Source organism: Lelliottia sp. 7254-16, from assembly GCF_002922995.1.
Classification (GTDB): Bacteria; Pseudomonadota; Gammaproteobacteria; order Enterobacterales; family Enterobacteriaceae; genus Enterobacter; species Enterobacter jeotgali.
In genome coordinates this window covers 166,854-189,911 of record NZ_PQVS01000003.1, presented here as the reverse complement: position 1 = coordinate 189,911, position 23,058 = coordinate 166,854, and the positions used below count along the sequence as shown (strand labels likewise).

The following is a 23,058-nucleotide window of genomic DNA, read 5'->3' as shown; positions in this document are numbered from 1 at the left end:
GAAACTGACTCAAATATTTTTCTTATGCGTCAGGCAGATCGACAAAATATGCATGATTCTTGCATATCATCAATTGCATGGTTTTAGTTCGTTTGTTAACAATAGTTAACGAGCTTTCATAAGGAATAACGATATGATCGCCTTGAATAAAAAATGGTTATCGGGTCTGGTTGCGGGTGCTCTGATGGCTGTCTCTGCCGGTACGCTCGCTGCGGAACAAAAAACGCTGCACATCTATAACTGGTCTGATTATATCGCGCCGGACACGGTGGCGAATTTCGAAAAAGAGACCGGCATTAAGGTGGTCTACGACGTCTTTGACTCCAACGAAGTGCTGGAAGGTAAACTGATGGCGGGCAGCACCGGTTTTGACCTGGTCGTCCCGTCAGCCAGCTTCCTGGAGCGTCAGCTCACCGCCGGTGTGTTCCAGCCGCTGGATAAAAGCAAACTGCCGAACTGGAAAAACCTCGATCCTGAACTGCTGAAACTCATTTCCAAACACGACCCGGAAAACAAATTCGCCATGCCGTACATGTGGGCGACCACGGGTATTGGCTATAACGTCGATAAAGTGAAAAAAGCGTTGGGTGCAGACGCGCCGGTGAACAGCTGGGATCTGGTGCTTAAACCGGAAAACCTCGAAAAACTGAAAAGCTGCGGCGTCTCCTTCCTCGATGCACCGGAAGAGGTGTTTGCCACCGTGCTGAACTACCTCGGTAAAGATCCGAACAGCACCAAAGCGGACGACTACACCGGCCCGGCGACCGATCTGCTGCTGAAGCTGCGCCCGAACATTCGCTACTTCCACTCCTCACAGTACATCAACGATCTGGCGAACGGTGATATCTGCGTGGCCATCGGCTGGGCGGGTGACGTCTGGCAGGCAGCGAACCGGGCGAAAGAAGCCAAAAATGGCGTGAATATCTCCTATTCGATTCCGAAAGAGGGGGCGATGGCGTTCTTTGACGTCTTTGCGATGCCTGCGGATGCGAAAAACAAAGACGAAGCCTATCAGTTCCTGAACTATCTGCTGCGTCCTGACGTGATTGCCCACATCTCTGACCACGTCTTCTACGCCAACGCCAACAAAGAAGCGACGCCGCTGGTGAGCGCTGAAGTACGCGACAATCCGGGGATTTACCCACCGGCTGACGTGCGCGCAAAAATGTTCACCCTGAAAGTACAAGATCCGAAAATCGACCGTGTGCGTACTCGCGCATGGACGAAGGTGAAAAGCGGTAAATAACAGCCGTTATGTGCGCCGGGCTGGCTTCACGCAGCCCGGCGAAGCGCACTGTTCCGGTGCGTTTGCACTATTTTAGATTTTGCCGGAGAGCACCCCGTGAACGAAACCATCCCCCGCCCGCAGGCGAAAACCCGTAAAGCGCTGACTCCGCTTCTCGAAGTCCGTAATCTGACCAAATCTTTCGACGGCCAGCACGCCGTGGACGATGTCAGCCTCACCATTTATAAAGGCGAAATTTTTGCGCTACTGGGCGCTTCCGGCTGTGGAAAATCTACGCTGCTGCGCATGCTGGCCGGTTTTGAACCTCCGACGGCCGGACAAATTATGCTGGATGGTGTCGATCTCTCCCGCGTTCCGCCGTACGAGCGCCCGATTAATATGATGTTCCAGTCCTACGCGTTGTTCCCCCACATGACGGTGGAGCAGAACATTGCCTTTGGGCTCAAGCAGGACAAGCTGCCGAAAGCAGAAATCGCCGCACGCGTTGCGGAAATGCTGAGCCTGGTGCACATGCAGGAGTTTGCAAAACGCAAACCGCATCAGCTTTCTGGCGGTCAACGTCAGCGTGTGGCGCTGGCGCGAAGCCTGGCGAAACGGCCAAAACTGCTGCTCCTCGACGAACCGATGGGGGCGCTGGATAAGAAATTACGTGACCGAATGCAGCTCGAAGTGGTGGATATCCTCGAGCGCGTCGGCGCGACCTGCGTGATGGTGACGCACGACCAGGAAGAGGCGATGACGATGGCCGGACGTATCGCGATCATGAATCGCGGGAAGTTCGTGCAAATCGGCGAACCAGAAGAGATTTACGAGCATCCGACCACCCGCTACAGCGCGGAGTTTATCGGCTCGGTGAATGTCTTCGAAGGGCTGCTGAAGGATCGCCAGGACAACGGACTGGTGATTGACTCACCGGGGCTGGTGCATCCGCTCAAAGTTGACCCGGACGCATCGATTGTCGATAACGTTCCGGTTTACGTGGCGCTGCGCCCGGAAAAAATCATGCTCTGCGACGAGCCGCCAGCCGATGGCTATAACTTTGCCGTCGGGGAAGTGGTCCACATTGCGTATCTCGGCGATCTCTCGATCTACCACGTGCGCCTCAAAAGTGGGCAGATGATTAGCGCTCAGTTGCAAAATGAACACCGCTACCGGAAGGGGCTGCCGACCTGGGGCGACGAAGTGCGTCTGTGCTGGGATGCGGACAGTTGCGTTGTGCTGACGGTATAAGGAGCGGCTATGAGTACACTTGAACCACCGGCCCGCGTCCAAAAACCGGGCGGGTTCGCGCAGTGGCTGACGCGCATACAGATGGCGCACGGTCGCAAGCTGGTGATTGCCATGCCATACGTGTGGCTGATCCTGCTTTTCCTGCTGCCGTTCCTGATTGTTTTCAAAATCAGTCTCGCGGAAATGGCGCGAGCAATCCCGCCGTACACCAATCTGATGGAGTGGGCCGACGGGCAGCTGTCGATCACTCTGAATCTCGGTAATTTCCTGCAGCTCACCGACGATCCACTATATTTCGAAGCGTATCTGCAATCGTTGCAGGTGGCGGCGATCTCGACGATCTGCTGTCTGGCGATGGGCTATCCGCTCGCCTGGGCGGTGGCGCACAGCAAACCGTCAACGCGCAACATTTTGCTGCTGCTGGTGATTTTGCCGTCCTGGACCTCGTTCCTGATCCGCGTTTACGCCTGGATGGGAATATTAAAAAACAACGGCGTGCTGAATAACTTCCTGATGTGGCTGGGCGTTATCGATCAGCCGCTGACGATTTTGCACACCAACCTGGCAGTCTATATCGGGATTGTGTACGCCTATTTACCGTTCATGGTGCTGCCGATTTATACCGCATTAACGCGTATTGATTACTCGCTGGTGGAAGCTTCGCTGGATCTCGGCGCGCGCCCGCTGAAAACCTTCTTCCAGGTGATCGTGCCACTGACCAAAGGCGGGATTATCGCCGGTTCGATGCTGGTCTTTATCCCGGCGGTGGGCGAGTTTGTGATCCCGGAACTGCTCGGCGGCCCGGACAGCATCATGATTGGTCGCGTGCTGTGGCAGGAGTTCTTCAATAACCGCGACTGGCCGGTGGCGTCGGCGGTGGCGATTGTGATGCTCCTCCTGCTGATCGTGCCGATCATGTGGTTCCATAAACATCAGCAAAAACAAATGGGAGGGAACGGATGAACAACTTACCGGTCGTGCGCTCCCCGTGGCGTATTCTGATTCTGGTGCTCGGCTTTACCTTCCTCTACGCGCCGATGCTGATGTTGGTGATTTACTCGTTTAACAGCTCGAAACTGGTGACGGTCTGGGCGGGTTGGTCGACGCGTTGGTACGGCGAACTGTTCCGCGACGATGCGATGATGAGCGCGGTAGGGCTGAGTCTGACGATTGCTGCCTGCGCGGCAACGATGGCGTCGATTCTAGGCACTATTGCAGCGATGGTGATGGTGCGTTTTGGTCGTTTCCGCGGCTCGAATGGCTTTGCGTTTATGATCACCGCCCCGCTGGTGATGCCCGATGTGATCACTGGTCTGTCGCTGCTGTTGCTGTTCGTCGCCCTGGCGCACGCCATCGGCTGGCCGGCGGATCGCGGGATGCTGACCATCTGGCTGGCGCACGTCACGTTTTGTACCGCTTACGTGGCGGTAGTGATTTCGTCGCGCCTGCGCGAACTGGATCACTCCATCGAAGAGGCGGCGATGGATCTCGGCGCAACGCCGCTGAAGGTCTTCTTCATCATCACGCTGCCGATGATCATGCCTGCCGTGATTTCCGGCTGGCTGCTGGCGTTTACCTTGTCGCTGGACGATCTGGTGATCGCCAGCTTCGTCTCCGGACCGGGGGCGACCACGCTGCCGATGCTGGTTTTCTCGAGCGTGCGCATGGGTGTGAATCCAGAAATCAACGCCCTGGCGTCAATCATTCTGGGCGTGGTCGGCGTTGTCGGTTTTATCGCCTGGTATCTGATGGCGCGGGCGGAAAAACAGCGTGTGCGTGATATCCAGCGTGCAAGACGCGGCTGAAGCATTTAAAATTCTCAGTGAAGTGCCGCGCCTGTCGCGGCACTGTTTTTCAGGGAAGTAAAAACAGTGGGATTTTTTCGCAAATCACGACATTCGCATGCGCGCCTGAATGTTCCTGCTCTGGTGCAGGTGGCTGCGCTCGCCATTATTCTGATTCGCTGCCTGGATTTGCTGATGCTGTTTAACATGCTCGGCGTGCGGGGTATTGGCGAGTTTATCCATCGCAGCGTGCAGACATGGAATCTGACGTTGGTCTTTTTCGCAAGCCTGATGCTGGTTTTCGTCGAGATCTACTGCGCGTTTTCGCTGGCGAGAGGGCGCAACTGGGCGCGCTGGGTGTATCTCCTGACGCAGGTCATTGCGACGGGTTATCTGTGGGCAGCCTCAATTGGCTACGGCTATCCTGAGCTGTTCAGCATTGCCGGGGAATCGAAGCGAGAAATTTTCCGCTCGCTGGTGATGCAGAAACTGCCTGACCTGCTGGTGCTGTTCCTGCTATTCATCCCGGGGTCCAGTCGACGCTTCTTCCGTCTGCAATAATGTGTATACACTTCATCATTCAAGCTGCCTCCGCGTTGGCTGCGTCTGCTCACCCCAGTCACTTACTAGAGTAAGTTCCTGGGGATTCTCAGACTTGCCGCCTTGATGCAACTTGAATGATTTTGTGTATAATCGCAGCCCCTCAATTTTTAAGGTTTTCCTATGCAGTGCGCACTCTATGACGCCGGTCGCTGCCGCTCCTGTCAGTGGATAGAACAGCCGGTTTCCCAACAACTCGCCGCCAAAATGGGCGATCTCCAGCAGTTGCTTGTGGAGCATCCGGTGGCGGAGTGGTGCGCGCCTGTTAGTGGCCCGGAGCAGGGTTTTCGCAATAAAGCTAAAATGGTGGTCAGCGGCAGCGTCGAACGACCGCTGCTGGGCATGTTGCATCGCGACGGCACGCCGGAAGACTTGACCGATTGTCCGCTCTATCCCGCCACCTTTGAGTCGGTCTTCGCCGCGCTGAAGCCCTTTATCGCTCGCGCCGGTCTGACGCCTTACAACGTCGCCCGCCAGCGCGGTGAGCTGAAATATCTCCTGCTGACCGAAAGCCAGCTCGATGGCGGCATGATGCTGCGCTTTGTGCTGCGTTCGGAAACCAAGCTAGAACAACTGCGCGCCGCGCTGCCGTGGCTGCAACAGCAGCTGCCGCAGCTGAAACTGATTACCGCCAATATTCAGCCGGTGCACATGGCGATCATGGAAGGGGAGAAAGAGATTTTCCTCACCGAACAGCAGGCGCTGGCAGAGAATTTCAACGGCGTGCCGCTGTGGGTCCGCCCGCAAAGTTTCTTCCAGACCAATCCGGTCGTTGCCAGTCGTCTCTATGCCACCGCGCGTGACTGGGTGCAGGCGTTAAATATCGATCATATGTGGGATCTGTTCTGCGGGGTCGGCGGTTTTGGCCTGCACTGCGCCACGCCAAACATGAAGCTGACCGGAATAGAAATCTCCGCTGAGGCCATTGCCTGTGCAAAACAGTCAGCCGCCGAACTCGGCTTAACGGATCTGCACTTCCAGGCGCTGGATTCGACACAGTTTGCTACTGGGCAAGGAAGTGTGCCGGATCTGGTGCTGGTCAATCCGCCGCGCCGCGGGATTGGCAAAGCGCTCTGCGACTATCTTAGCCAGATGGCGCCGAAAACCATTATCTATTCCAGCTGTAACGCACAGACGATGGCGAAAGATATCGCCGGGCTGCCGGGTTATCGCGTCGAGCGGGTGCAGCTTTTCGATATGTTCCCGCATACGGCGCATTATGAAGTGCTGACGCTGCTGGTGCGTTTGTAAGAAATGCCGGGTGGCGAGGTAAAAGCAAATGGTCACGGTAGTGACCATTTTTAGTGTTTTCTCCCTCTCCCCGTGGGAGAGGGCCGGGGTGAGGGCATCAGACCGCACCTACCCGACACAACCCCCCCGCACAATCTTCAACAAAATGTGAACTCTTTCGCCGCCCAAAATCAGGTAAGCTTTAATTATTGAAGGTGAATAAAGGCTGACTGATGAAGCACATTTTGCTGGTGGAAGACGATAACGATATCGCCGCGCTGCTGCGTCTAAATTTAGAAGATGAGGGCTACACGATCACGCATGAGGTGGACGGTGCGAAAGCCCTGCAGTTGCTCGATCAAACGCACTGGGATGCGGTGATCCTCGATCTGATGCTGCCGAACGTCGACGGACTGGAGATTTGCCGTCGCATCCGCCAGCTCACCCGCTATCTGCCGATCATCATCATCAGCGCCCGCAGCAGTGAAATCGACCGCATCACCGGCCTCGAAACGGGTGCCGATGATTATCTGGCAAAACCTTTTTCTGTGCAGGAGTTGATTGCGCGTATCAAAGCCCTGTTTCGTCGTCAGCAGGCGATGGGACAGGCGCAGACCAGCGGGGCTATTTCTGCTCATGGCCTGACGCTCGATCCGCTCTCGCGCAATGTCCGTTTGCACGGCAAAGAGGTGGATCTCACCCCGCGTGAATTCGAGTTACTCTGGTTTTTTGCCCGCCATCCAGGCGAAGTATTCTCCCGTCTGGCGCTGCTGGAACAGGTCTGGGGCTATCAGCACGAAGGCTACGAGCACACCGTTAATACGCACATCAACCGCCTGCGAATCAAAATCGAAAAAGATGCCGCCGAACCGGAAATTATTCGCACCGTCTGGGGTAAAGGTTACAAATTTGCGGAGCTGAACCATGATGCGACGTCTTAGCCTGAGCCAGCGTCTGACACTGCTGTTTATCCTGCTACTGCTCCTCTGTGCCAGCGTCGCCTGCGCGGTACAGCTTTATACCAGCATGCAGTACGGCAACGCGATGGTGCAGCGGCTTTCCAGCGGGCTGGCGCAGCAGATTGTCCAGCGCGAACCGGTGCTCGACGCGCAGGGGCAGGTCGATCGCGGCCGTCTGAAACCGCTGTTTGATCGGTTGATGACCTTTAACCCCAGCGTTGAGCTGTACGTTGTCTCACCCGACGGCGATCTGCTGGCGGATGCCGCGCCGCCGGGGCATATCCAGCGGCAAAAAATCTCGATGGTGCCGCTGCAAACCTTTCTCAGCGGCACCAGTTGGCCAGTGTACGGCGATGATCCCAGGAGCCTCGATAAACAGAAAGTCTTCAGCGTGACGCCGCTACGCCAGGGCGGGGAGTTGCGCGGTTATTTGTATATCATCCTACAGGGCGAAGAGTTTAACTCGCTAGCAGAAATGGCGTGGCACAAGGCGCTTTGGAGCACGGCGATGTGGTCCTTACTGCTGGTGGCGAGCTTCGCCCTGCTGGCGGGGCTGCTGGTCTGGTACTGGGTGACGCGACCGGTGAAACGGCTAACGGCGGAGGTTTCCGGGCTGGAACAGGACAGTATCAGCGCGATCAAGCAACTGGCGGCACAAACGCCCGAACCCGGATCACGGGACGAAGTCACTCAGTTGCGCAATACCTTTATTGAACTGGCGCGCCAGATTACGTCTCAGTGGGACAAACTGGCCGACAGCGACCGCCAGCGCCGGGAATTTATCGCCAATATCTCTCACGATTTGCGCACGCCGCTGACATCGTTACTGGGCTATCTCGAAACTCTGTCGCTGAAGTCATCTACTCTGACTACCGAACAGCATCAGCAATATCTGGCGACGGCGCTGCGGCAGGGACAAAAAGTGCGTCATCTTTCGCAGCAACTCTTTGAGCTGGCCCGGCTGGAGCACGGTGGCATCAAACCGCAGCGCGAGCGTTTTGCGATGGCGGAGCTGATCTCTGACGTGGCGCAGAAATTTGAGCTGACCGCGCAGACGCGCCAGCTTCGGCTGCATATCGACGTGCCGGGACGGTTACCGTTGGTATTTGCTGATGTGTCGATGATCGAGCGAGTGGTGACCAATCTGCTGGATAACGCAGTGCGCCATACGCCATCGGGGGGGGATATTCGGCTGTCGGTGTGGCAGGAAAATGAGCAGTTGCAGGTTGAAGTCACCGACAGCGGGCCTGGGATTGAAGCGTCATTGCGTGATGAACTGTTCCAGCGGCCTTCCGCGCTGAGCCAGCAGGCGTCTCGGGAAAATCGCGGCGGGCTGGGGTTGTTGATTGTGAAGCGGATGCTCGAATTGCACGGAGGCGGGATTTCTTTGCAGGATTTTGAACCGGGGGCGAAGTTCAGGTTCTACGTTCCGCTCTAAGAGATGTCGGGTGGCGGCTGCGCCTTACCCGACCTACAAAAACCTCAATTCCGGTTTATGTGCCGTTGTATGAAATGCCGGGTGGCGCTTACGCTTACCCGGCCTACAATAACCCCGATCCCGTAGGCCGGGTAAGGCGTAGACGCCACCCGGCACAATCATGCAATGTTACTGCGGGAACCACTGGTCGCTAATTTTCTGATACGTACCGTCGGTTTTAATCGCTTTCAGCGCACCGTTCAGTTTTTCCAGCAGCGCTTTGTTATCCGGACGAACCGCGATACCCAGACCCGTTCCGAAGTACTGCGCGTCAGTCACTTTCTCTGTCGCGGTCCCCAGCTGTGGGTTGGTTTTCAGCCATTCGTTCACCACCGCACTATCACCAAACACGCCATCGATACGGCCATTTTTCAGGTCGATGATTGCGTTCTGGTAGCTGTCATAGGCCACAGTTTTTACTTCAGGATGTTTATCCTGCAGGTATTTCTGGTGCGTGGTGCCATTTTCCATGCCGATGCGTTTGCCTTTCAGCTGATCAAAGGAGGTGTACGCGCCTTTCTTCGCAATCACCACCGCCGAGTTGGCGTAGTACGGGTCGGTAAAGGAGACCTGCTTGCTACGCTCTGGCGTGATGTCCATACCGGAAATCACCGCGTCGTATTTTTTGAATTTCAGAGACGGGATCAGGCTGTCGAACGCGTGGTTGGTGAAGGTACAGTCGGCCTGCATCTGCTTACACAGCGCTTTGGCGAGGTCGATATCGAAACCGACGATCTGGTTGCTGGCATCCAGCGACTCAAACGGCGGATATGTCGCAGATACGCCGAAGTTGATTTTGTCTGCCGCCGATGCGCCAGCGGCGAAGGTTGCCAGTAATGCAGCCAGAACTAACTTTTTCATTTTAATGCTCCCGTCTGTCAATCTTGTCATTATGCGCCGTGTCTCCGGCATGGACGTACAATGCCAGTTAATGAATTTGTATGCAATAAATATGATTAAGTATTTTTATCTGAATAAAAAAAACGGGCAGTCGTTAGACTTACCCGTTTTAATGATGCACTGATTATGCAGTTAGTTTCGACGCTCAAAGGCCAGCGCTTTGCTTTCGATAACACGCATCAGCAGCGTCAGCAGGCCGTTGACGACCAGATAAACCAGGCCGGCAGCGCCAAAGACCATGACATCATAGGTGCGTCCGTACAGCAGTTGGCCGTGACCCATGACTTCCATCAGTGTGATGGTGTAGGCCAGTGAGGTACTTTTAAACACCAGCACCACTTCGTTGGAATACGACGAAAGCGCGCGTTTAAAGGCATACGGCAGCAGGATTGCCAGCGTGTCTTTCTTGCTCATGCCCAGCGCACCGCAGGACTGCCATTGCCCTTCCGGAATGGCGCGGATCGCACCATAAAACAGCTGAGTGGTATAGGCGGCGCTGTTCAGCGACAGCGCAATCAGTGCGCACAGCCAGGGTTCAGACAGCAGATGCCAGATGACCGGATAGTTCTGCAGCGACGGGAACTGGCCCGGGCCGTAGTAAATCAGGAAGATCTGCACCAGCAGCGGCGTGCCGGTAAACAGGGTGATATAGGCGCGAACAATCCACACCAGTACCGGCGTTTTCAGCGTCAGAACAATGGTGAAAAAAAGCGCCAGAATGAGAGCCACCACGATGGACGCCACGGTCAGCGTCAGGCTGGTATGAAGCCCTTTCATCAGCTCCGGTAAGTATTCAAGCATCAGCCTGGTCTCCGTTCAAAACGCGTTGCGCGCAGGTCAATACGTTTAAGAACGTACTGGCTCAGCAACGTGATCACCAGGTAGATAGCCGCCGCAACAATATACCAGGTAAAAGGCTCCTGGGTGCGGGTGGCGATGCTTTTGGTTTGCAGCATTAAATCGTTGACGCTAATCAGGCTGACCAGCGCGGTATCTTTCAGCAGCACCAGCCACTGATTACCCAGCCCCGGCAGGGCATGACGCCACATCTGCGGCATCACCAGACGGAAGAAGATCGCTGCTTTAGATAACCCCAGCGCCTGGCCGGATTCCCACTGACCGACGGGCACCGCTTTCAGCGCGCCGCGCAGCGTCTGGGACGCATAGGCGGAATAGAGCAGGGAGAGGGCGATTACACCGCACAGGAACGGGCTGACGTCGAAGTTCTCAATCTGCATTTGCACCGGAATCTGCGCAAAGCCGAGATTAATCGTGAAGCCGTCCGATAGCATCAGCAGCAGCTGTGAGGAACCGAAATAGATAAACAGGACCACCAGGATTTCCGGCAGCCCACGCAGAACGGTCACCAGCGCCGAGCCTGTCCATGCGATGGGACGCCATTTGGCTGACTCCCACACCGCAAAGATCATCGCCAGCACCAGGCCGATTATGAGTGCACAAACGGCAAGGCCGACGGTCATCCCGGCGGCGCTTGCTAATGGAAAAAGTTCGTTCATCAGCTCTTACTTCTGGAACCATTTGGAATAGATGGTCTGGTAAGTACCGTCTTTTTTCACTTTATCCAGGGCAGTATTGAGTTTCTGCTGCAGGTCGGTGTTGCCCTGACGAACCGCGATACCCAGACCGGTGCCGAAGTAATCTTTGTCTGTCACTTTATCGCCGATAGCGGCCAGTTTCGGTTCCGCTTTCAGCCACTCGGTCACCACGGCAGTGTCACCGAACACCGCATCAATACGACCATTCTGCATATCCAGCTTGGCGTTCATGTAGCTGTCGTAAGGCACAACAGTGATTTCCGGGTGCTTATCGGTAATGAATTTCTGGTGCGTGGAGCCGTTCTGCATCCCGACTTTTTTGCCTTTCAGCGCGGCGATATCGGCAATTTTGCCTTTCTGGCCGACGAACAGGGCCGAGTTTTCATAGTACGGCTGGGTGAACAGCACCTGCTTTTCACGCTCAGGAGTGATGTCCATTCCGGAAATCACCGCGTCAAAACGACGGAACTTCAGGCTTGGGATCAGGCTGTCGAACGCCTGGTTGGTGAAAGTGCAGGTGGCGTCGATCTCTTTGCAGAGTGCGTTCGCTAAATCCACGTCGAAGCCCACAATCTTATTGCTGGCGTCCATGGATTCAAACGGAGGGTAAGACGCTTCCATGGCAAAACGAATCGTCTGTGCTGCGGTAGCGGAAAGGCTGACGCTGGCAAGCAGCGCGGCTATCAGTACTTTTTTCATTGTCATTTTCCCTAACACATCAGTGAGATAAATAGTTTTTAAAGGCGTCGGTTTGCGGGGCGGCAAAGCAGCTCGCATCACCTTGTTCAACAATATGACCGTTTTCCATGTACACCACGCGGCTGGCGGTTTTACGCGCCACTTCCACTTCATGGGTGACGATCACCTGTGTGATATTGGTTTCGGCCAGTTCGCGGATAATGCTGACGATCTGGGCGGTAATCTCAGGGTCCAGCGCGGCGGTTGGCTCATCGAACAGCAGAACCTGCGGTTCCATCATCAGCGCGCGGGCAATGGCGACACGCTGCTGCTGGCCACCTGAAAGGTGCAGCGGATAGCGATCGCTGTACGGTTTTAAGCGCAGACGTTCAAGCAGTTTTTCGGCACGCGCCAGCGCCTGATCTTTGCTTAAACCCAGCACGCGGCAGGGCGCTTCAATCAGGTTTTGCTGCACGGTCAGATGCGGCCAGAGATTATATTGCTGAAACACCATGCCGACGTTCTGACGCAAATCGCGAATCGCTTTATCAGAAGGGGCTTTGGCGAAATCGAAATGATTCCCGGCGATTTCAAGCTGGCCGGAACGTGGCATTTCAAGCAGATTGAGGACGCGCAGCAGTGAGCTTTTGCCTGCACCGCTTGGGCCAAGCAAAACCAGCGTTTCGCCCTCAGGGCAGTTCAGCGTGATGTCGAACAGCGCCTGGTGTGCGCCGTAAAAGCAGTTAATGCCGTTTAGTTGAATACTCATCGGGGCAGTCTTTACTCATCCAGGCAATCTATAGCAATTGAAGCCGCAGATAGTACCGTTGACAGAATAGTTATGCAATATTTATGCGTTAAAAGTTAAATATAAACCGTATCCATGTATAAACATAGCACAAAATCTCGTGCGGTCTTGGGGCCGAGAATAAATGTCGGCATTCCTCACGAAATGCCGCACATTTTACGGGGGAAACTTTTCTGAACTAACGATTCTCAATCGACTGACGCAGCGTACCGGCAGGGGCATGGACGCTGCCGCCAAGATAGCGAACGTCGTCAATAGCCCAGCACTGGCCCTCACGGATCATCAGCACTTCATCCTGCCAGGTCTGGCTGCCCTGGGTCAGTTTGACCCGCAGCGGAATATTGCGTGCGTCGGTGTTCGGGATGGTGGAGGCGCTGGAGACCTCGGCGCTGTCTGGCGGCGTGGTACGGCTGGAGAACGGATCGGATTTAAGCAGCGTATTGTGCTGCGGATCGCGTGAAGCGTCGTTCAGCAGCTTCGCCAGATTGTCACTCAGGTACGGGCGCAGGGCCGTGAGATCGCTGCTCTTGTGTGAAATACGGTAATCATAGAACTGTTGCGCGACGGCATCAGGGCCGCCGTCAATGCACGGACCGCTGCGTGTCCCGATGTCCTTAAAAGCAGGCGTCACCGTGGTGGTGCAGGCGCTGAGCAGCAGCGCGCACGGCACTAAAAGCGTCAAAGCAGAATAGCGCATGTTGATTTCCTTAATGATTAACTATCCTTTCAATAATAGCGTAACGAACCGATAATGCTGTTCAACCGTTACGCTAAGGCATTGAACGCTAAAGAGGGAGATAAATTATGCAATTTTCCACAACCCCGACGCTGGAAGGACAACCGATTGTAGAGTATTGCGGCGTCGTGACCGGTGAAGCGATTCTTGGTGCGAATATTTTCCGCGACTTTTTCGCCGGTATTCGCGACATCGTCGGTGGGCGTTCGGGTGCCTATGAGAAAGAGCTGCGCAAAGCGCGCGAAATCGCCTTTAAAGAGCTGGGCGAGCAGGCTAAAGCGCTGGGCGCAGATGCGGTCGTTGGCATTGATATCGACTACGAAACGGTCGGGAAAGACGCCAGTATGCTGATGGTGAGCGTCAGCGGCACCGCGGTGAAAACGCGCCGATGAAACGCGCATTATCGACACTCCTGCTGGCGCTATTGCTGGCAGGCTGCGCAGAAAAAGGGATTGTTGATAAAGGTGCCTATGAGCTGGATACGCGCCATCAGGCGCAGGCAGCGTATCCGCGCATCAAAGTGCTGGTGATCCACTACACTGCCGATGATTTTGACAGCTCGCTGGCGACGCTCACGGATAAAAACGTCAGCTCGCACTATCTCATTCCGGCCAAACCCCCTGAGCCTTCCGGCAAACCGCGCATCTGGCAGCTGGTGCCGGAGAAAGATTTAGCCTGGCATGCAGGCATCAGTTTCTGGCGCGGAACCAATCGTATCAACGATACCTCGATCGGCATTGAGCTGGAAAACCGTGGCTGGCAAAAATCGAACGGTGAGAAAACCTTTACGCCATTTGAACCGGCGCAAATTGCGGCGCTGATCCCACTTGCCAAAGACATTATCGCCCGCTACGACATCAAACCGGAAAACGTGGTCGCCCACTCGGATATCGCCCCGCAGCGCAAAGACGATCCCGGCCCGCTGTTCCCGTGGAAAATGCTGGCCCAGCAGGACGTCGGTGCGTGGCCCGATCCCGCGCGTGTGACGTTTTATCTCAACGGAAAGTCGAAGTATGAGCCGGTAGATACGACAACACTGCTCGATCTACTGACGCGTTACGGCTATGAAGTGCCGGAAAACAGCACTGCCGCGCAGCAAAAACGGGTGATTATGGTCTTCCAGATGCACTACCGTCCCGAGCTCTGGAACGGTATTGCCGATGCTGAAACGCTGGCGATTGCCGAAGCGTTACTGGAGAAGTACGGGCAGGGGTGATCAGCGGTGCAGTTTGCCGTGATCGCGCAGCCACGCCGCCGTGCGCACGATCCCTTCGTCGAGGGTGACGATCGGCTGATAGCCTAACTCGGTCTCGGCACGCGTGGTATCCAGCGTAAAATCAAAGTTCAGCTTTGAGACGCCGTAGTGCGTCAGGGCCGGTTCTTTCGCCGATTTGTTGCCAAAGCGTTCCATGCTGCGGGCGATCATGTCTAGCATAGGGTACGGCACGGAACGGATGCGGCAGTGAATGTTCAGCTCATCGATCAGGCGCTGGACGATACTGCGCAACGTTTGCGGTTCGCCGTTGGTGATGTTGTAGGCGCGACCGGAGACCAGGTGATCGCACTCGGTCTGGCTGGCGAGCCACATCGCGTGAACCGCATTTTCGTAATAGGTCATATCCACCAGCGCATCGCCGCCGCGCGGCAACAGCACGCTGCCGTAGTGGTGCATCATCTGCGCCAGACGCGGGATAAACACCTTATCGTGCGGACCAAACAGACTCTGCGGACGCAGAACGGTAAAACGGGTATGCGGGTTAGACTGCGCGAGCAGATCGATCACCTCTTCGCTGGCGGCTTTGCTGCGCGCAAACTCGCAGGCGAAACGCGCCGGGCGGAAATCTTCCTGGATATCGCGATGGTGGTGATAGTCAAAATAGAGCGACGGGGAGGAGATATGCACGAAGTTGCGCACGCCCCAGGCCACGGCCCATTCGCCGAGACGGCGGGTGGCGCGCACGTTGGCGAGATCAAACGCTTGCTGAGTGCCCCACGGAGAAGTAAAGCTGGAGCAGTGCCACAGTGTATCGATACCGGCGAGCATGGCTTTGGCTTGCGAAGAAACCAGCTCCGTCAGATCGGCGTGGATAAATTCCGCGCCCATTTTTTGCAGGAGTTTACCCATCGCTTCGTTACGACCGGTGGCTCTGACGCTGATGCCTTTCTGACGCAAAAACTCGACCGCATTTCGACCTAAGCCGCTGGTGGCGCCGGTAACCAGTACCTTCATATCAATCCACTGTGTTGAAAAGAATTTCGTGCGCATTCTTCCGTGAATTACGTCATGTTGCAATGGGAAAGGTGAAAGAATCAGAGGATTAATCAGACTTTTTCCGTCATTCCTTCTGCAAGATGCGCAATACGCTTCGCCATACCCCGGAAGATGAACAGATGCGCCGGGATCATAAATAGCCAGTAGAACAGCCCTGGCATTCCGTGTGGGTGCCACCAGGCGCGAACGTCCAGCTCGCGATGATCGCCTTTGTCCTTCAACGTAAAGCATAGCCGACCCAGGCCTGGCGCTTTCATCCCGAACAGCAACGCCAGCTGTTTTTCCGGCTCGACGATAATCACCTTCCAGCTGTCGACGTTATCACCCGTCTGCAAATACGGATGGGCAGGACGGCCTTTGGCCAGCTTATGCCCGACCAGCAGATCCATCATCCCACGCGTCGTCCAGAGAATATTGCCGAAGAAATAGCGCTCTTTGCCGCCGATCTGGTTGATGACTTCCCACAGCGCGGCGAGGCTGGCGGTGGTTTTCACGGTGCAACCGGCCTGCTTCGGATAATAACCGTATTCCGGCCGCCAGCGGGCAAAGGCCTGAGCGTCATACCCCCAGTCGCTGGAGTTGGCCAGTTTTTCTTCTTCCTTAAGCGTATCGCGTACAGCGTCGTCGAAGCGGATCAGATCCTGCGGAATCAGTGCCCGCAGCTCGCGGTCGTCGGCCAGCAGATCGTGTTTCAGCCCCTGGATCAGCGCCTTGGCGGTGGTCGGTGGAACCGAAGTGATCACATTCAAAAACCACACCGAAATCCAGCTGGTGGGGAAGGGAATGGGTACCAGCCAGCGACGGCGGCCGCTGACGGTCATAAAGTGCTCGAATTGTTCCTGATAGCTCAGGACTTCCGGCCCGGCGGCTTCCAGCACCCGGTGGTTTTCTGTCGGATGATTCAGCAGCTCGACCAGATAGTGCAGCAGGTTTTCCAGCGCAATCGGCGTGGTGCGCGAGCGTACCCAGCGCGGTGGCGTGAGCACCGGCAGGTTATAAACCATATCGCGCATCACTTCGAAGGCCGCAGAACCGGCGCCGACGATAATGCCTGCCCGCAGTTCCGTCACCGGAATCCCCGCGCTGCGCAGCATTTCGCCCGTCAACTGACGGGCGCGCAGATGGTCGGACTGTTCGTTTTCCGGCGCCTGGAGCGAGCTGAGAAAAATGACCTGCTTCACCGGCGTCTGGAGCAGCGCATCGCGCACGTTCAGTGCAACCTGGCGCTCATGAGCGATAAAGTCGCCGACTTCGCCCATGCTGTGTACCAGATAATAGAGCGTATCGACGCCCTCCAGCAGCGCGGGCAGCGCCTTTGGCCAGTTAAGATCGACCGTATGGCAGGTGACGTTAGGCAGGTTAAGTTTTTCCAGGCGTTCCACATTACGTGCCGCTGCCAGCACCTGATGTCCGTGCTGGCTGAGCGCCGTCGTCAGATGTTGACCGATATACCCACTGGCGCCGAGCACCAGAATTCGTTGCGACACGTCGTGCTCCTTAACGCTGTAAAAAGGCCTGCCAGTGTTTCACCACTTCCGCCAGCTGTTCGCGGCTCACGTCGAGATGCATCACCAGACGCACAATCGGTGAGGCATTCATCAGCACGCCGCGTGCTTTCATAAATTCGCCCAGCGCTGCCGCATTTTCTTCGCCGACGCGTACAAACAGCATATTGGTGTCGTGGCGCATCACGTCCGCGCCAATCTCGCGCAGTTGCGTCGCCATCCAGGCGGCGTTGTCGTGATCGTCTTTTAGGCGGGCGACATTATTTTTCAGAGCGTACAGTCCGGCTGCCGCCAGAATCCCGGCCTGACGCATTCCGCCGCCGGTCATTTTACGCCAGCGGTTGGCGCGCTTGATGTACTCCGCATTCCCGACCAGCAGCGAGCCAACCGGCGTTCCCAGCCCTTTCGACAGGCAGATGGTGAACGAGTCGCAATATTGGGTGATCTCTTTCAGCTCGCAGCCGTATTCCACCACGGCGTTAAAAATACGCGCGCCGTCGACGTGCAGACAGAGTTTGCGCTCGCGGGTGAACTCCCACGCGTCTTTCAGATACTCACGCGGCAGCACTTTGCCGTTGTGGGTATTTTCCAGACTCAGCAGTTTGGTGCGAGCAAAGTGAATATCGTCGGCTTTGATTTTGGCCGCCACTTTATCCAGCGGAAGGGAGCCGTCAGCGGCGGCGTCGATAGGCTGCGGCTGAATGCTGCCGAGCACTGCCGCACCACCGGCTTCGTACAGATAATTATGTGCGCCCTGGCCGACGATGTACTCTTCGCCGCGCTCGCAGTGGCTGAGCAATGCCACTAGATTGGCCTGCGTGCCAGTCGGCAGGAACAGCGCCGCCTCTTTGCCGCTTAATTCGGCGGCGTAGCGCTGAAGTTCATTGACGGTAGGATCGTCTCCGTAAACGTCATCCCCGACCGGGGCGGCCATCATCTCTTCGAGCATGGCGCGACTCGGACGGGTAACGGTATCACTGCGTAAATCAATCATGGCATTTCCCTATTATTTAAAGGCAATGCCGACTGTTTTACCTGAGCCAGTTGGTTTTTGCCAGTTCGATAACCTCGTCGCCGCGCCCGCTGATAATGGCGCGCAACATATACAGGCTAAAGCCTTTGGCCTGCTCCAGTTTGATCTGCGGCGGGATAGCCAGTTCTTCTTTGGCGACCACCACGTCCACCAACACCGGGCCGTCGATAGAGAAAGCGCGTTGCAGCGCTTCGTCGACGTCCGCCGCTTTTTCCACGCGGATACCAGTAATGCCGCAGGCTTCGGCGATCTTCGCAAAATTGGTGTCGTGTAGTTCGGTGCCGTCCGTAAGGTATCCACCGGCTTTCATCTCCATCGCCACAAAACCTAACACGCTGTTATTAAACACCACGATTTTCAGCGGAAGCTTCATCTGCACCACCGAGAGGAAATCGCCCATCAGCATACTGAACCCGCCGTCACCGCACATCGCGACGACCTGTCTTTCCGGTGCAGTGGCTTGTGCGCCCAGCGCCTGCGGCATGGCGTTGGCCATTGAGCCGTGGTTGAACGAGCCAATCAGGCGGCGTTTGCCGTTCATCTTCAGATAGCGTGCCGCCCAGACGGTGGGCGTCCCGACATCGCAGGTGAAAATGGCGTCGTCAGAGGCGAAATGACTGATCTGTTGGGCGAGGTACTGCGGGTGAATGGCTTTCTCGCTCGGTTTGGCGAGATCGTCCAGCCCTTTGCGTGCGTCACGATAGTCGCTGAGCGCCTTGTCGAGGAACTTGCGATCGGTTTTCTCCTCCAGATGCGGGAGTAGCGCGGCAAGCGTCGATTTGATATCCCCGATCAGCGCCATGTCGACTTTACTGTGCGCGCCGATGCTGCCGGGATTAATGTCGATCTGAATGATTTTGGCATCACTTGGGTAGAATGCACGATAGGGGAACTGGGTGCCGAGCAGCACCAGGGTGTCGGCGTTCATCATGGTGTGGAACCCGGATGAGAAACCAATCAGGCCGGTCATCCCGACATCGTAAGGGTTATCGTATTCCACATGCTCTTTACCGCGCAGGGCGTGAACAATCGGCGCTTTAATTTTTCCGGCAAATTCCACTAACTCTTTATGCGCCCCCGCACAGCCGCTGCCGCACAGCAGGGCAATATTGCTGGAGTAGCGCAGGAGTTGCGCCAGTTTTTTCAGCTCCTCTTCCGCCGGTATGACGACCGGCTGCGGCGCGTGATACCAGTGGGTACTTGCGCCCTCCGGCGCGGCTTTGAGCGCCACGTCACCCGGCAGCACCACCACCGACACGCCGCGATTAAGGATCGCTTTACGCATGGCGATGGCCATCACCTGCGGGATCTGCTCCGGCGTGGAGACCAGTTCGCAATAGTGGCTACATTCACGGAACAGCTCCTGCGGATGCGTCTCCTGAAAATAGCCGCTGCCGATTTCGCTCGACGGAATATGCGCCGCTATCGCCAGCACCGGAACGTGGTTGCGATGGCAGTCGAACAGACCGTTAATCAGATGCAGGTTGCCCGGCCCGCACGAGCCAGCGCACACCGCCAGTTCGCCCGTCAGCTGCGCTTCAGCACCTGCGGCAAAGGCCGCCACCTCTTCGTGACGGGTCGGCATCCAGTCAATGGTGCCCATTCGGTTGAGGCTGTCGCTTAAACCGTTCAGAGAATCGCCGGTGACGCCCCAGATGCGTTTAACGCCAGCCTGTTCCAGGGTTTTTGCCACGTAAGCCGCTACGGTCTGTTTCATGGTTGTCCATCTCCGTTTTTGTGATAACGCTTACAAGCTTAGAAGAAACTGGCGGTTATGCCTGAATAATCCCCCTGATAAATAGTGACTTTCTTTGTGCAACAATTCGACATATTCTGATTGAACCTCGGGTGAAAACAGGAATCATTTCAAATGGTTAAATCATTGTTAATTGCTGTTAATAAAACGCTAACTCACGACGATTTCGGCAAGCTGTTATTACGTCTGGCGGTCGGCGGACTGATGCTGTTTCACGGTTTGCACAAGCTGTTTGGCGGTGTGGGATTTATCAGCGGGATGCTGGTGGAGAAAGGGTTACCGGGGTTTATCGCCTATGGCGTGCTGATTGGTGAGGTGGTGGCGCCGATTCTGATCGTGCTGGGGATCCTCACGCGTCCGGCGGCGCTGGTGCTGGCGTTTACCATGATTGTGGCGTGGCTGATGGTGGGAACCGGCAAAACCTTCGCGCTGGATGCAGTCGGGGCCTGGGCGATTGAAAGCCTGGTCTATTTCTTCATCGGCGCGCTGGCCGTGGCGTTTATGGGGGCAGGGCGGTATGCGCTGGCGCGGGATCCGGCCTGGCGTTAAGAATAAAAAAATGCCCGGTGGCGCTGACGCTTACCGGGCCTACAGGTTTGTGCGATACCGCAGGCCGGGCAAACGTAGTGCCGCCCGGCGCAGTTCGCAAAGAGTTATGCCAGAACCAAATCACCTTGCGGATGGCATGAACATGCCAGCACGTAACCCTCGGCAATTTCCGCGTCCGTCAGCGTCATGGTGCTGCTGACAGAATACTCGCCGGAAACCACTTTCGTTTTACAGCAACCGCACACGCCCGCGCGACAGGCCGCCACTACCGGAACCTTATTGCTTTCCAGGGCTTCCAGCAGCGTGGTGCCGACACGCCCGAAGAAGGTCTGCGCAGGCTGCAGTTTGGTGAATTTCACCCCGCTGGTTGCCGCTTCTGCCACTGGCGTAAAGAACTGCTCTTTAAAGAAGCGGGTCACGCCGAGCGCTTTCACCTCTTTCTCCACGATCTCCATATACGGCGCAGGGCCGCAGGTCATCACGGTGCGCGACGCAATATCCGGCAAGCTTTGCAGCAGTTCGCGGCTTAGGCGTCCCGCCACAAAACCGTGAGTGGCGTTGTTTTCTGCCACCAGAGTGACCGGATAATGGCGCCACTCGTCGGCAAAAATGACATCTTCCGGCGAACGAACGCTGAAGATTACCTGTACGTCAGCCTGCGGGCGGTTCTTCGCCAGCCAGCGACGCATCGACATCACCGGCGTCACGCCGCAACCTGCCGCCAGCATCAGGAATTTATCGTCGGCTTTGTCGTCGCAAACGAAATCCCCCTGCGCGTCGGAGAGCCACAGATAATCCCCGCGCTTCACCTCGTTGGTCAGCCACTGAGAGCCCGCACCGTCATCGATCCGCCGCACGGTGAGCGTGATGTATTCACTCACGCCCGGCGTTGAGGAGAGGGTGTAGGCGCGCAAGGTGTCCGCTGAATTGCGGACACTGACCAGCGCATACTGACCGGCGCGATACGGGTAAAAATCATGGCACAGCAGCGACAGCGTCCACACATCCGGCGTCTCCTGATGGATGTGATGAACCTGCATCCGCCACGGGCATTGTGAGGTTGGCATCGTCATGAAAAACTCCTTACGCGCTCAGCAGTTGCTGCATGTCTTCTTCTACGGTGGTCACGGAACGCAGACCAAATTTCTCGTTCAGCACGGCCAGCAGATCCGGGGTCAGGAAGCCTGGCGCCGTCGGGCCGGTGACAATGTTGGTCACGCCGAGTGACAGCAGCGTCAGCAGGATCACGATTGCTTTCTGCTCGAACCATGAAAGCACCAGCGACAGCGGCAGATCGTTCACGCCGCAGCCCAGTTTCTCGGCAAGCGTCACAGCCAGAATGATCGCCGAGTAGGCATCGTTACATTGACCAGCATCGATCAGGCGCGGCAGGCCTTCGATATCGCCGAAGTCCAGTTTATTGAAGCGGTATTTACCGCACGCCAGAGTCAGGATCAGGCAGTCGTGCGGAACGCTGGTCGCAAAGTCAGTGAAATAGTTACGTTCTCCGCGCGCGCCGTCGCAGCCGCCGACCAGGAAGATGTGGCGCAGCTTTTCACGGCTCACCAGGTCGATCAGGGAATCCGCTGCACCGAGCAGGGTTTCGCGGCCAAAGCCGACGGTAATCAGGTGTTCGATTTCGCTGAACGGGAAGCCTGCCATCTGCTGTGCCTGGGCAATAATCGGGGCAAAATCATCGCCTTCAAGGTGGCTCACGCCCGGCCAACCGACGATGCTGCGGGTCCAGATACGATCGTCATACGCGCCCACGGTCGGATCGATGATGCAGTTTGAGGTCATCACAATAGGGCCAGGGAAGCGGGCGAACTCGACCTGCTGGTTCTGCCAGCCGCTGCCGTAGTTCCCGATCAGATGTTTGAATTTACGCAACTCCGGATAGCCGTGGGCAGGCAGCATTTCGCCGTGGGTGTAGACGTTTACGCCCGTGCCTTCGGTCTGTTGCAACAGGTTATAGAGATCTTTCAGATCGTGACCGGAAATCAGAATGCATTTCCCGGCAGTGGCTTTAACGTTGACCTGCGTAGGTGTCGGATGGCCGTAGGTGCTGGTTTCGCCCGCATCCAGAATGCTCATCACTTTGAAGTTCATCTGGCCGATTTCCATGGAACACTCGAGCAGAGCGTTCATATCGGAAGGCCAGGTGCCGAGCCACGCCATGATTTTGTGGTACTGGGCGTAGATATCGTTGTCGTACTGACCGAGAACGTGGGCGTGTTCCATATAGGCCGCCGCACCTTTAAGGCCGTACAGGCACAGCAGGCGCAGGCCGAGAATGTTTTCGCCGATTGCTGCTTTATCTTTGTTCGGGGTGAATTCCGCGGCCTGACGCTGCAGTTCGCCCAGATCGTCGCTCACCAGTTGCAGACTGGCCATTGGGTTATTCACGGTAGCGTTGGCATCAGCTTGCAGGCTTTGTGCTTTCAGCGCTTCGCGCAGGGCGATAGCTTCGCGGGCGTAACCGACGATACGCGGTGAATCGAAGTTAACGTTAGTCAGCGTCGAGAAAAATGCGCGCGGGGCGAAGTTGTCAATGTAGTGATCGACAATGCCGTATTCGCGCGCTTTTGCCGCCCAGGCGGACAGGCCTTGCAGGGCGGCAATCAGCAGATCTTGCAGGTCAGACGTTTCGGCGGTTTTCCCGCACATGCCCTGCGCGTAGGAGCAGCCGTTGCCGGCTGGGGTACGGATGGTTTGTTCACATTGCACACAAAACATAAT

General features: G+C 56.3%; 23 protein-coding genes. 11 read left to right on the top strand and 12 right to left on the bottom strand.

Annotated elements, in window-relative coordinates:
* Positions 1-133 precede the first annotated feature (133 nt).
* From potF to C3708_RS05730, 8 genes are all read left to right on the top strand, one after another.
* Positions 134-1,246 (top strand): spermidine/putrescine ABC transporter substrate-binding protein PotF, encoded by a 1,113-nt coding sequence (potF, locus tag C3708_RS05770; protein ID WP_095281391.1) that lies wholly within the window; start codon positions 134-136, stop codon positions 1,244-1,246.
* Positions 1,247-1,342: 96 nt separating this feature from the next.
* Positions 1,343-2,476 carry a putrescine ABC transporter ATP-binding subunit PotG gene (potG, locus tag C3708_RS05765; protein ID WP_157738394.1) on the top strand — a complete coding sequence of 378 codons (1,134 nt, stop codon included), beginning with the start codon at positions 1,343-1,345 and terminating at the stop codon, positions 2,474-2,476.
* Positions 2,477-2,485: 9 nt separating this feature from the next.
* Positions 2,486-3,439: a putrescine ABC transporter permease PotH gene (gene potH, locus C3708_RS05760; protein ID WP_103948734.1), complete on the top strand. Its 954-nt coding sequence runs from the start codon at positions 2,486-2,488 to the stop codon at positions 3,437-3,439.
* Positions 3,436-4,281 carry a putrescine ABC transporter permease PotI gene (gene potI / locus C3708_RS05755; RefSeq protein WP_103948733.1) on the top strand — a complete coding sequence of 282 codons (846 nt, stop codon included), beginning with the start codon at positions 3,436-3,438 and terminating at the stop codon, positions 4,279-4,281. Before potH ends, potI begins: the two co-directional genes overlap by 4 nt.
* A 42-nt stretch (positions 4,282-4,323) precedes the next feature.
* Positions 4,324-4,821 (top strand): YbjO family protein, encoded by a 498-nt coding sequence (locus C3708_RS05750; RefSeq protein ID WP_217450103.1) that lies wholly within the window; start codon positions 4,324-4,326, stop codon positions 4,819-4,821.
* A 162-nt stretch (positions 4,822-4,983) separates the two neighbouring features.
* Entirely contained in the window at positions 4,984-6,111 is a 1,128-nt protein-coding gene (gene rlmC / locus C3708_RS05740; protein WP_103948731.1) for a 23S rRNA (uracil(747)-C(5))-methyltransferase RlmC, read from the top strand.
* A gap of 212 nt (positions 6,112-6,323) precedes the next feature.
* Entirely contained in the window at positions 6,324-7,031 is a 708-nt protein-coding gene (locus C3708_RS05735; protein WP_103946905.1) for a response regulator transcription factor, read from the top strand.
* A complete protein-coding gene (locus C3708_RS05730; protein WP_103948730.1) occupies positions 7,015-8,487 on the top strand; it encodes a sensor histidine kinase KdpD in 1,473 nt (490 codons plus the stop codon). Before C3708_RS05735 ends, C3708_RS05730 begins: the two co-directional genes overlap by 17 nt.
* 168 nt (positions 8,488-8,655) lie before the next feature.
* Here C3708_RS05730 and artJ read toward each other — a convergent pair whose 3' ends face one another.
* The 6 genes from artJ to C3708_RS05700 all read right to left on the bottom strand — a co-directional run bounded on the left by artJ (position 8,656) and on the right by C3708_RS05700 (position 13,165).
* Entirely contained in the window at positions 8,656-9,387 is a 732-nt protein-coding gene (gene artJ / locus C3708_RS05725) for an arginine ABC transporter substrate-binding protein ArtJ (RefSeq protein WP_103948729.1), read from the bottom strand.
* Positions 9,388-9,558: 171 nt separating this feature from the next.
* The gene (gene artM / locus C3708_RS05720; RefSeq protein WP_095281400.1) at positions 9,559-10,227 is read right to left on the bottom strand and encodes an arginine ABC transporter permease ArtM; all 669 of its coding nucleotides are present in this window, start codon (positions 10,225-10,227) and stop codon (positions 9,559-9,561) included.
* Positions 10,227-10,943 (bottom strand): arginine ABC transporter permease ArtQ, encoded by a 717-nt coding sequence (artQ, locus tag C3708_RS05715; RefSeq protein ID WP_103948728.1) that lies wholly within the window; start codon positions 10,941-10,943, stop codon positions 10,227-10,229. Before artQ ends, artM begins: the two co-directional genes overlap by 1 nt.
* A 6-nt stretch (positions 10,944-10,949) precedes the next feature.
* The gene (gene artI, locus C3708_RS05710) at positions 10,950-11,681 is read right to left on the bottom strand and encodes an arginine ABC transporter substrate-binding protein ArtI (protein ID WP_095281402.1); all 732 of its coding nucleotides are present in this window, start codon (positions 11,679-11,681) and stop codon (positions 10,950-10,952) included.
* A 19-nt stretch (positions 11,682-11,700) separates the two neighbouring features.
* Positions 11,701-12,429 (bottom strand): arginine ABC transporter ATP-binding protein ArtP, encoded by a 729-nt coding sequence (artP, locus tag C3708_RS05705; RefSeq protein ID WP_095281403.1) that lies wholly within the window; start codon positions 12,427-12,429, stop codon positions 11,701-11,703.
* 217 nt (positions 12,430-12,646) lie between these two features.
* Positions 12,647-13,165 (bottom strand): lipoprotein, encoded by a 519-nt coding sequence (locus C3708_RS05700; protein ID WP_103946902.1) that lies wholly within the window; start codon positions 13,163-13,165, stop codon positions 12,647-12,649.
* Between the two features lie 107 nt (positions 13,166-13,272).
* On the opposite strand from C3708_RS05700, the gene C3708_RS05695 reads away from it, so the two are divergent.
* Both C3708_RS05695 and C3708_RS05690 read left to right on the top strand, forming a co-directional pair.
* Positions 13,273-13,596, top strand: coding sequence for a heavy metal-binding domain-containing protein (locus C3708_RS05695; RefSeq protein WP_012016782.1), 324 nt, complete (start codon positions 13,273-13,275; stop codon positions 13,594-13,596).
* Positions 13,593-14,420 carry an N-acetylmuramoyl-L-alanine amidase gene (locus C3708_RS05690; RefSeq protein ID WP_103948727.1) on the top strand — a complete coding sequence of 276 codons (828 nt, stop codon included), beginning with the start codon at positions 13,593-13,595 and terminating at the stop codon, positions 14,418-14,420. Before C3708_RS05695 ends, C3708_RS05690 begins: the two co-directional genes overlap by 4 nt.
* On the opposite strand, the gene C3708_RS05685 is transcribed toward C3708_RS05690, so the two are convergent.
* The 4 genes from C3708_RS05685 to poxB all read right to left on the bottom strand — a co-directional run bounded on the left by C3708_RS05685 (position 14,421) and on the right by poxB (position 19,731).
* Complete coding sequence (locus C3708_RS05685; RefSeq protein WP_095284225.1) at positions 14,421-15,434, bottom strand: NAD(P)-dependent oxidoreductase; 1,014 nt, start codon at positions 15,432-15,434, stop codon at positions 14,421-14,423.
* 92 nt (positions 15,435-15,526) lie between these two features.
* Complete coding sequence (locus C3708_RS05680) at positions 15,527-16,963, bottom strand: SDR family oxidoreductase (protein WP_103948726.1); 1,437 nt, start codon at positions 16,961-16,963, stop codon at positions 15,527-15,529.
* Between the two features lie 10 nt (positions 16,964-16,973).
* Complete coding sequence (gene ltaE, locus C3708_RS05675; protein WP_095281407.1) at positions 16,974-17,975, bottom strand: low-specificity L-threonine aldolase; 1,002 nt, start codon at positions 17,973-17,975, stop codon at positions 16,974-16,976.
* Between the two features lie 37 nt (positions 17,976-18,012).
* Entirely contained in the window at positions 18,013-19,731 is a 1,719-nt protein-coding gene (poxB, locus tag C3708_RS05670; RefSeq protein ID WP_103948725.1) for a ubiquinone-dependent pyruvate dehydrogenase, read from the bottom strand.
* 153 nt (positions 19,732-19,884) lie between these two features.
* Here poxB and C3708_RS05665 point away from each other — a divergent pair, with 153 nt between their 5' ends.
* Positions 19,885-20,319 (top strand): DoxX family protein, encoded by a 435-nt coding sequence (locus tag C3708_RS05665; RefSeq protein WP_095281409.1) that lies wholly within the window; start codon positions 19,885-19,887, stop codon positions 20,317-20,319.
* 104 nt (positions 20,320-20,423) lie between these two features.
* Here C3708_RS05665 and hcr read toward each other — a convergent pair whose 3' ends face one another.
* On the bottom strand, positions 20,424-21,392 hold the full coding sequence (gene hcr / locus C3708_RS05660) for an NADH oxidoreductase (protein WP_103948724.1): 969 nt from the start codon (positions 21,390-21,392) through the stop codon (positions 20,424-20,426).
* A gap of 10 nt (positions 21,393-21,402) precedes the next feature.
* The gene (gene hcp / locus C3708_RS05655) at positions 21,403-23,055 is read right to left on the bottom strand and encodes a hydroxylamine reductase (RefSeq protein ID WP_103948723.1); all 1,653 of its coding nucleotides are present in this window, start codon (positions 23,053-23,055) and stop codon (positions 21,403-21,405) included.
* Positions 23,056-23,058: the final 3 nt, after the last annotated feature.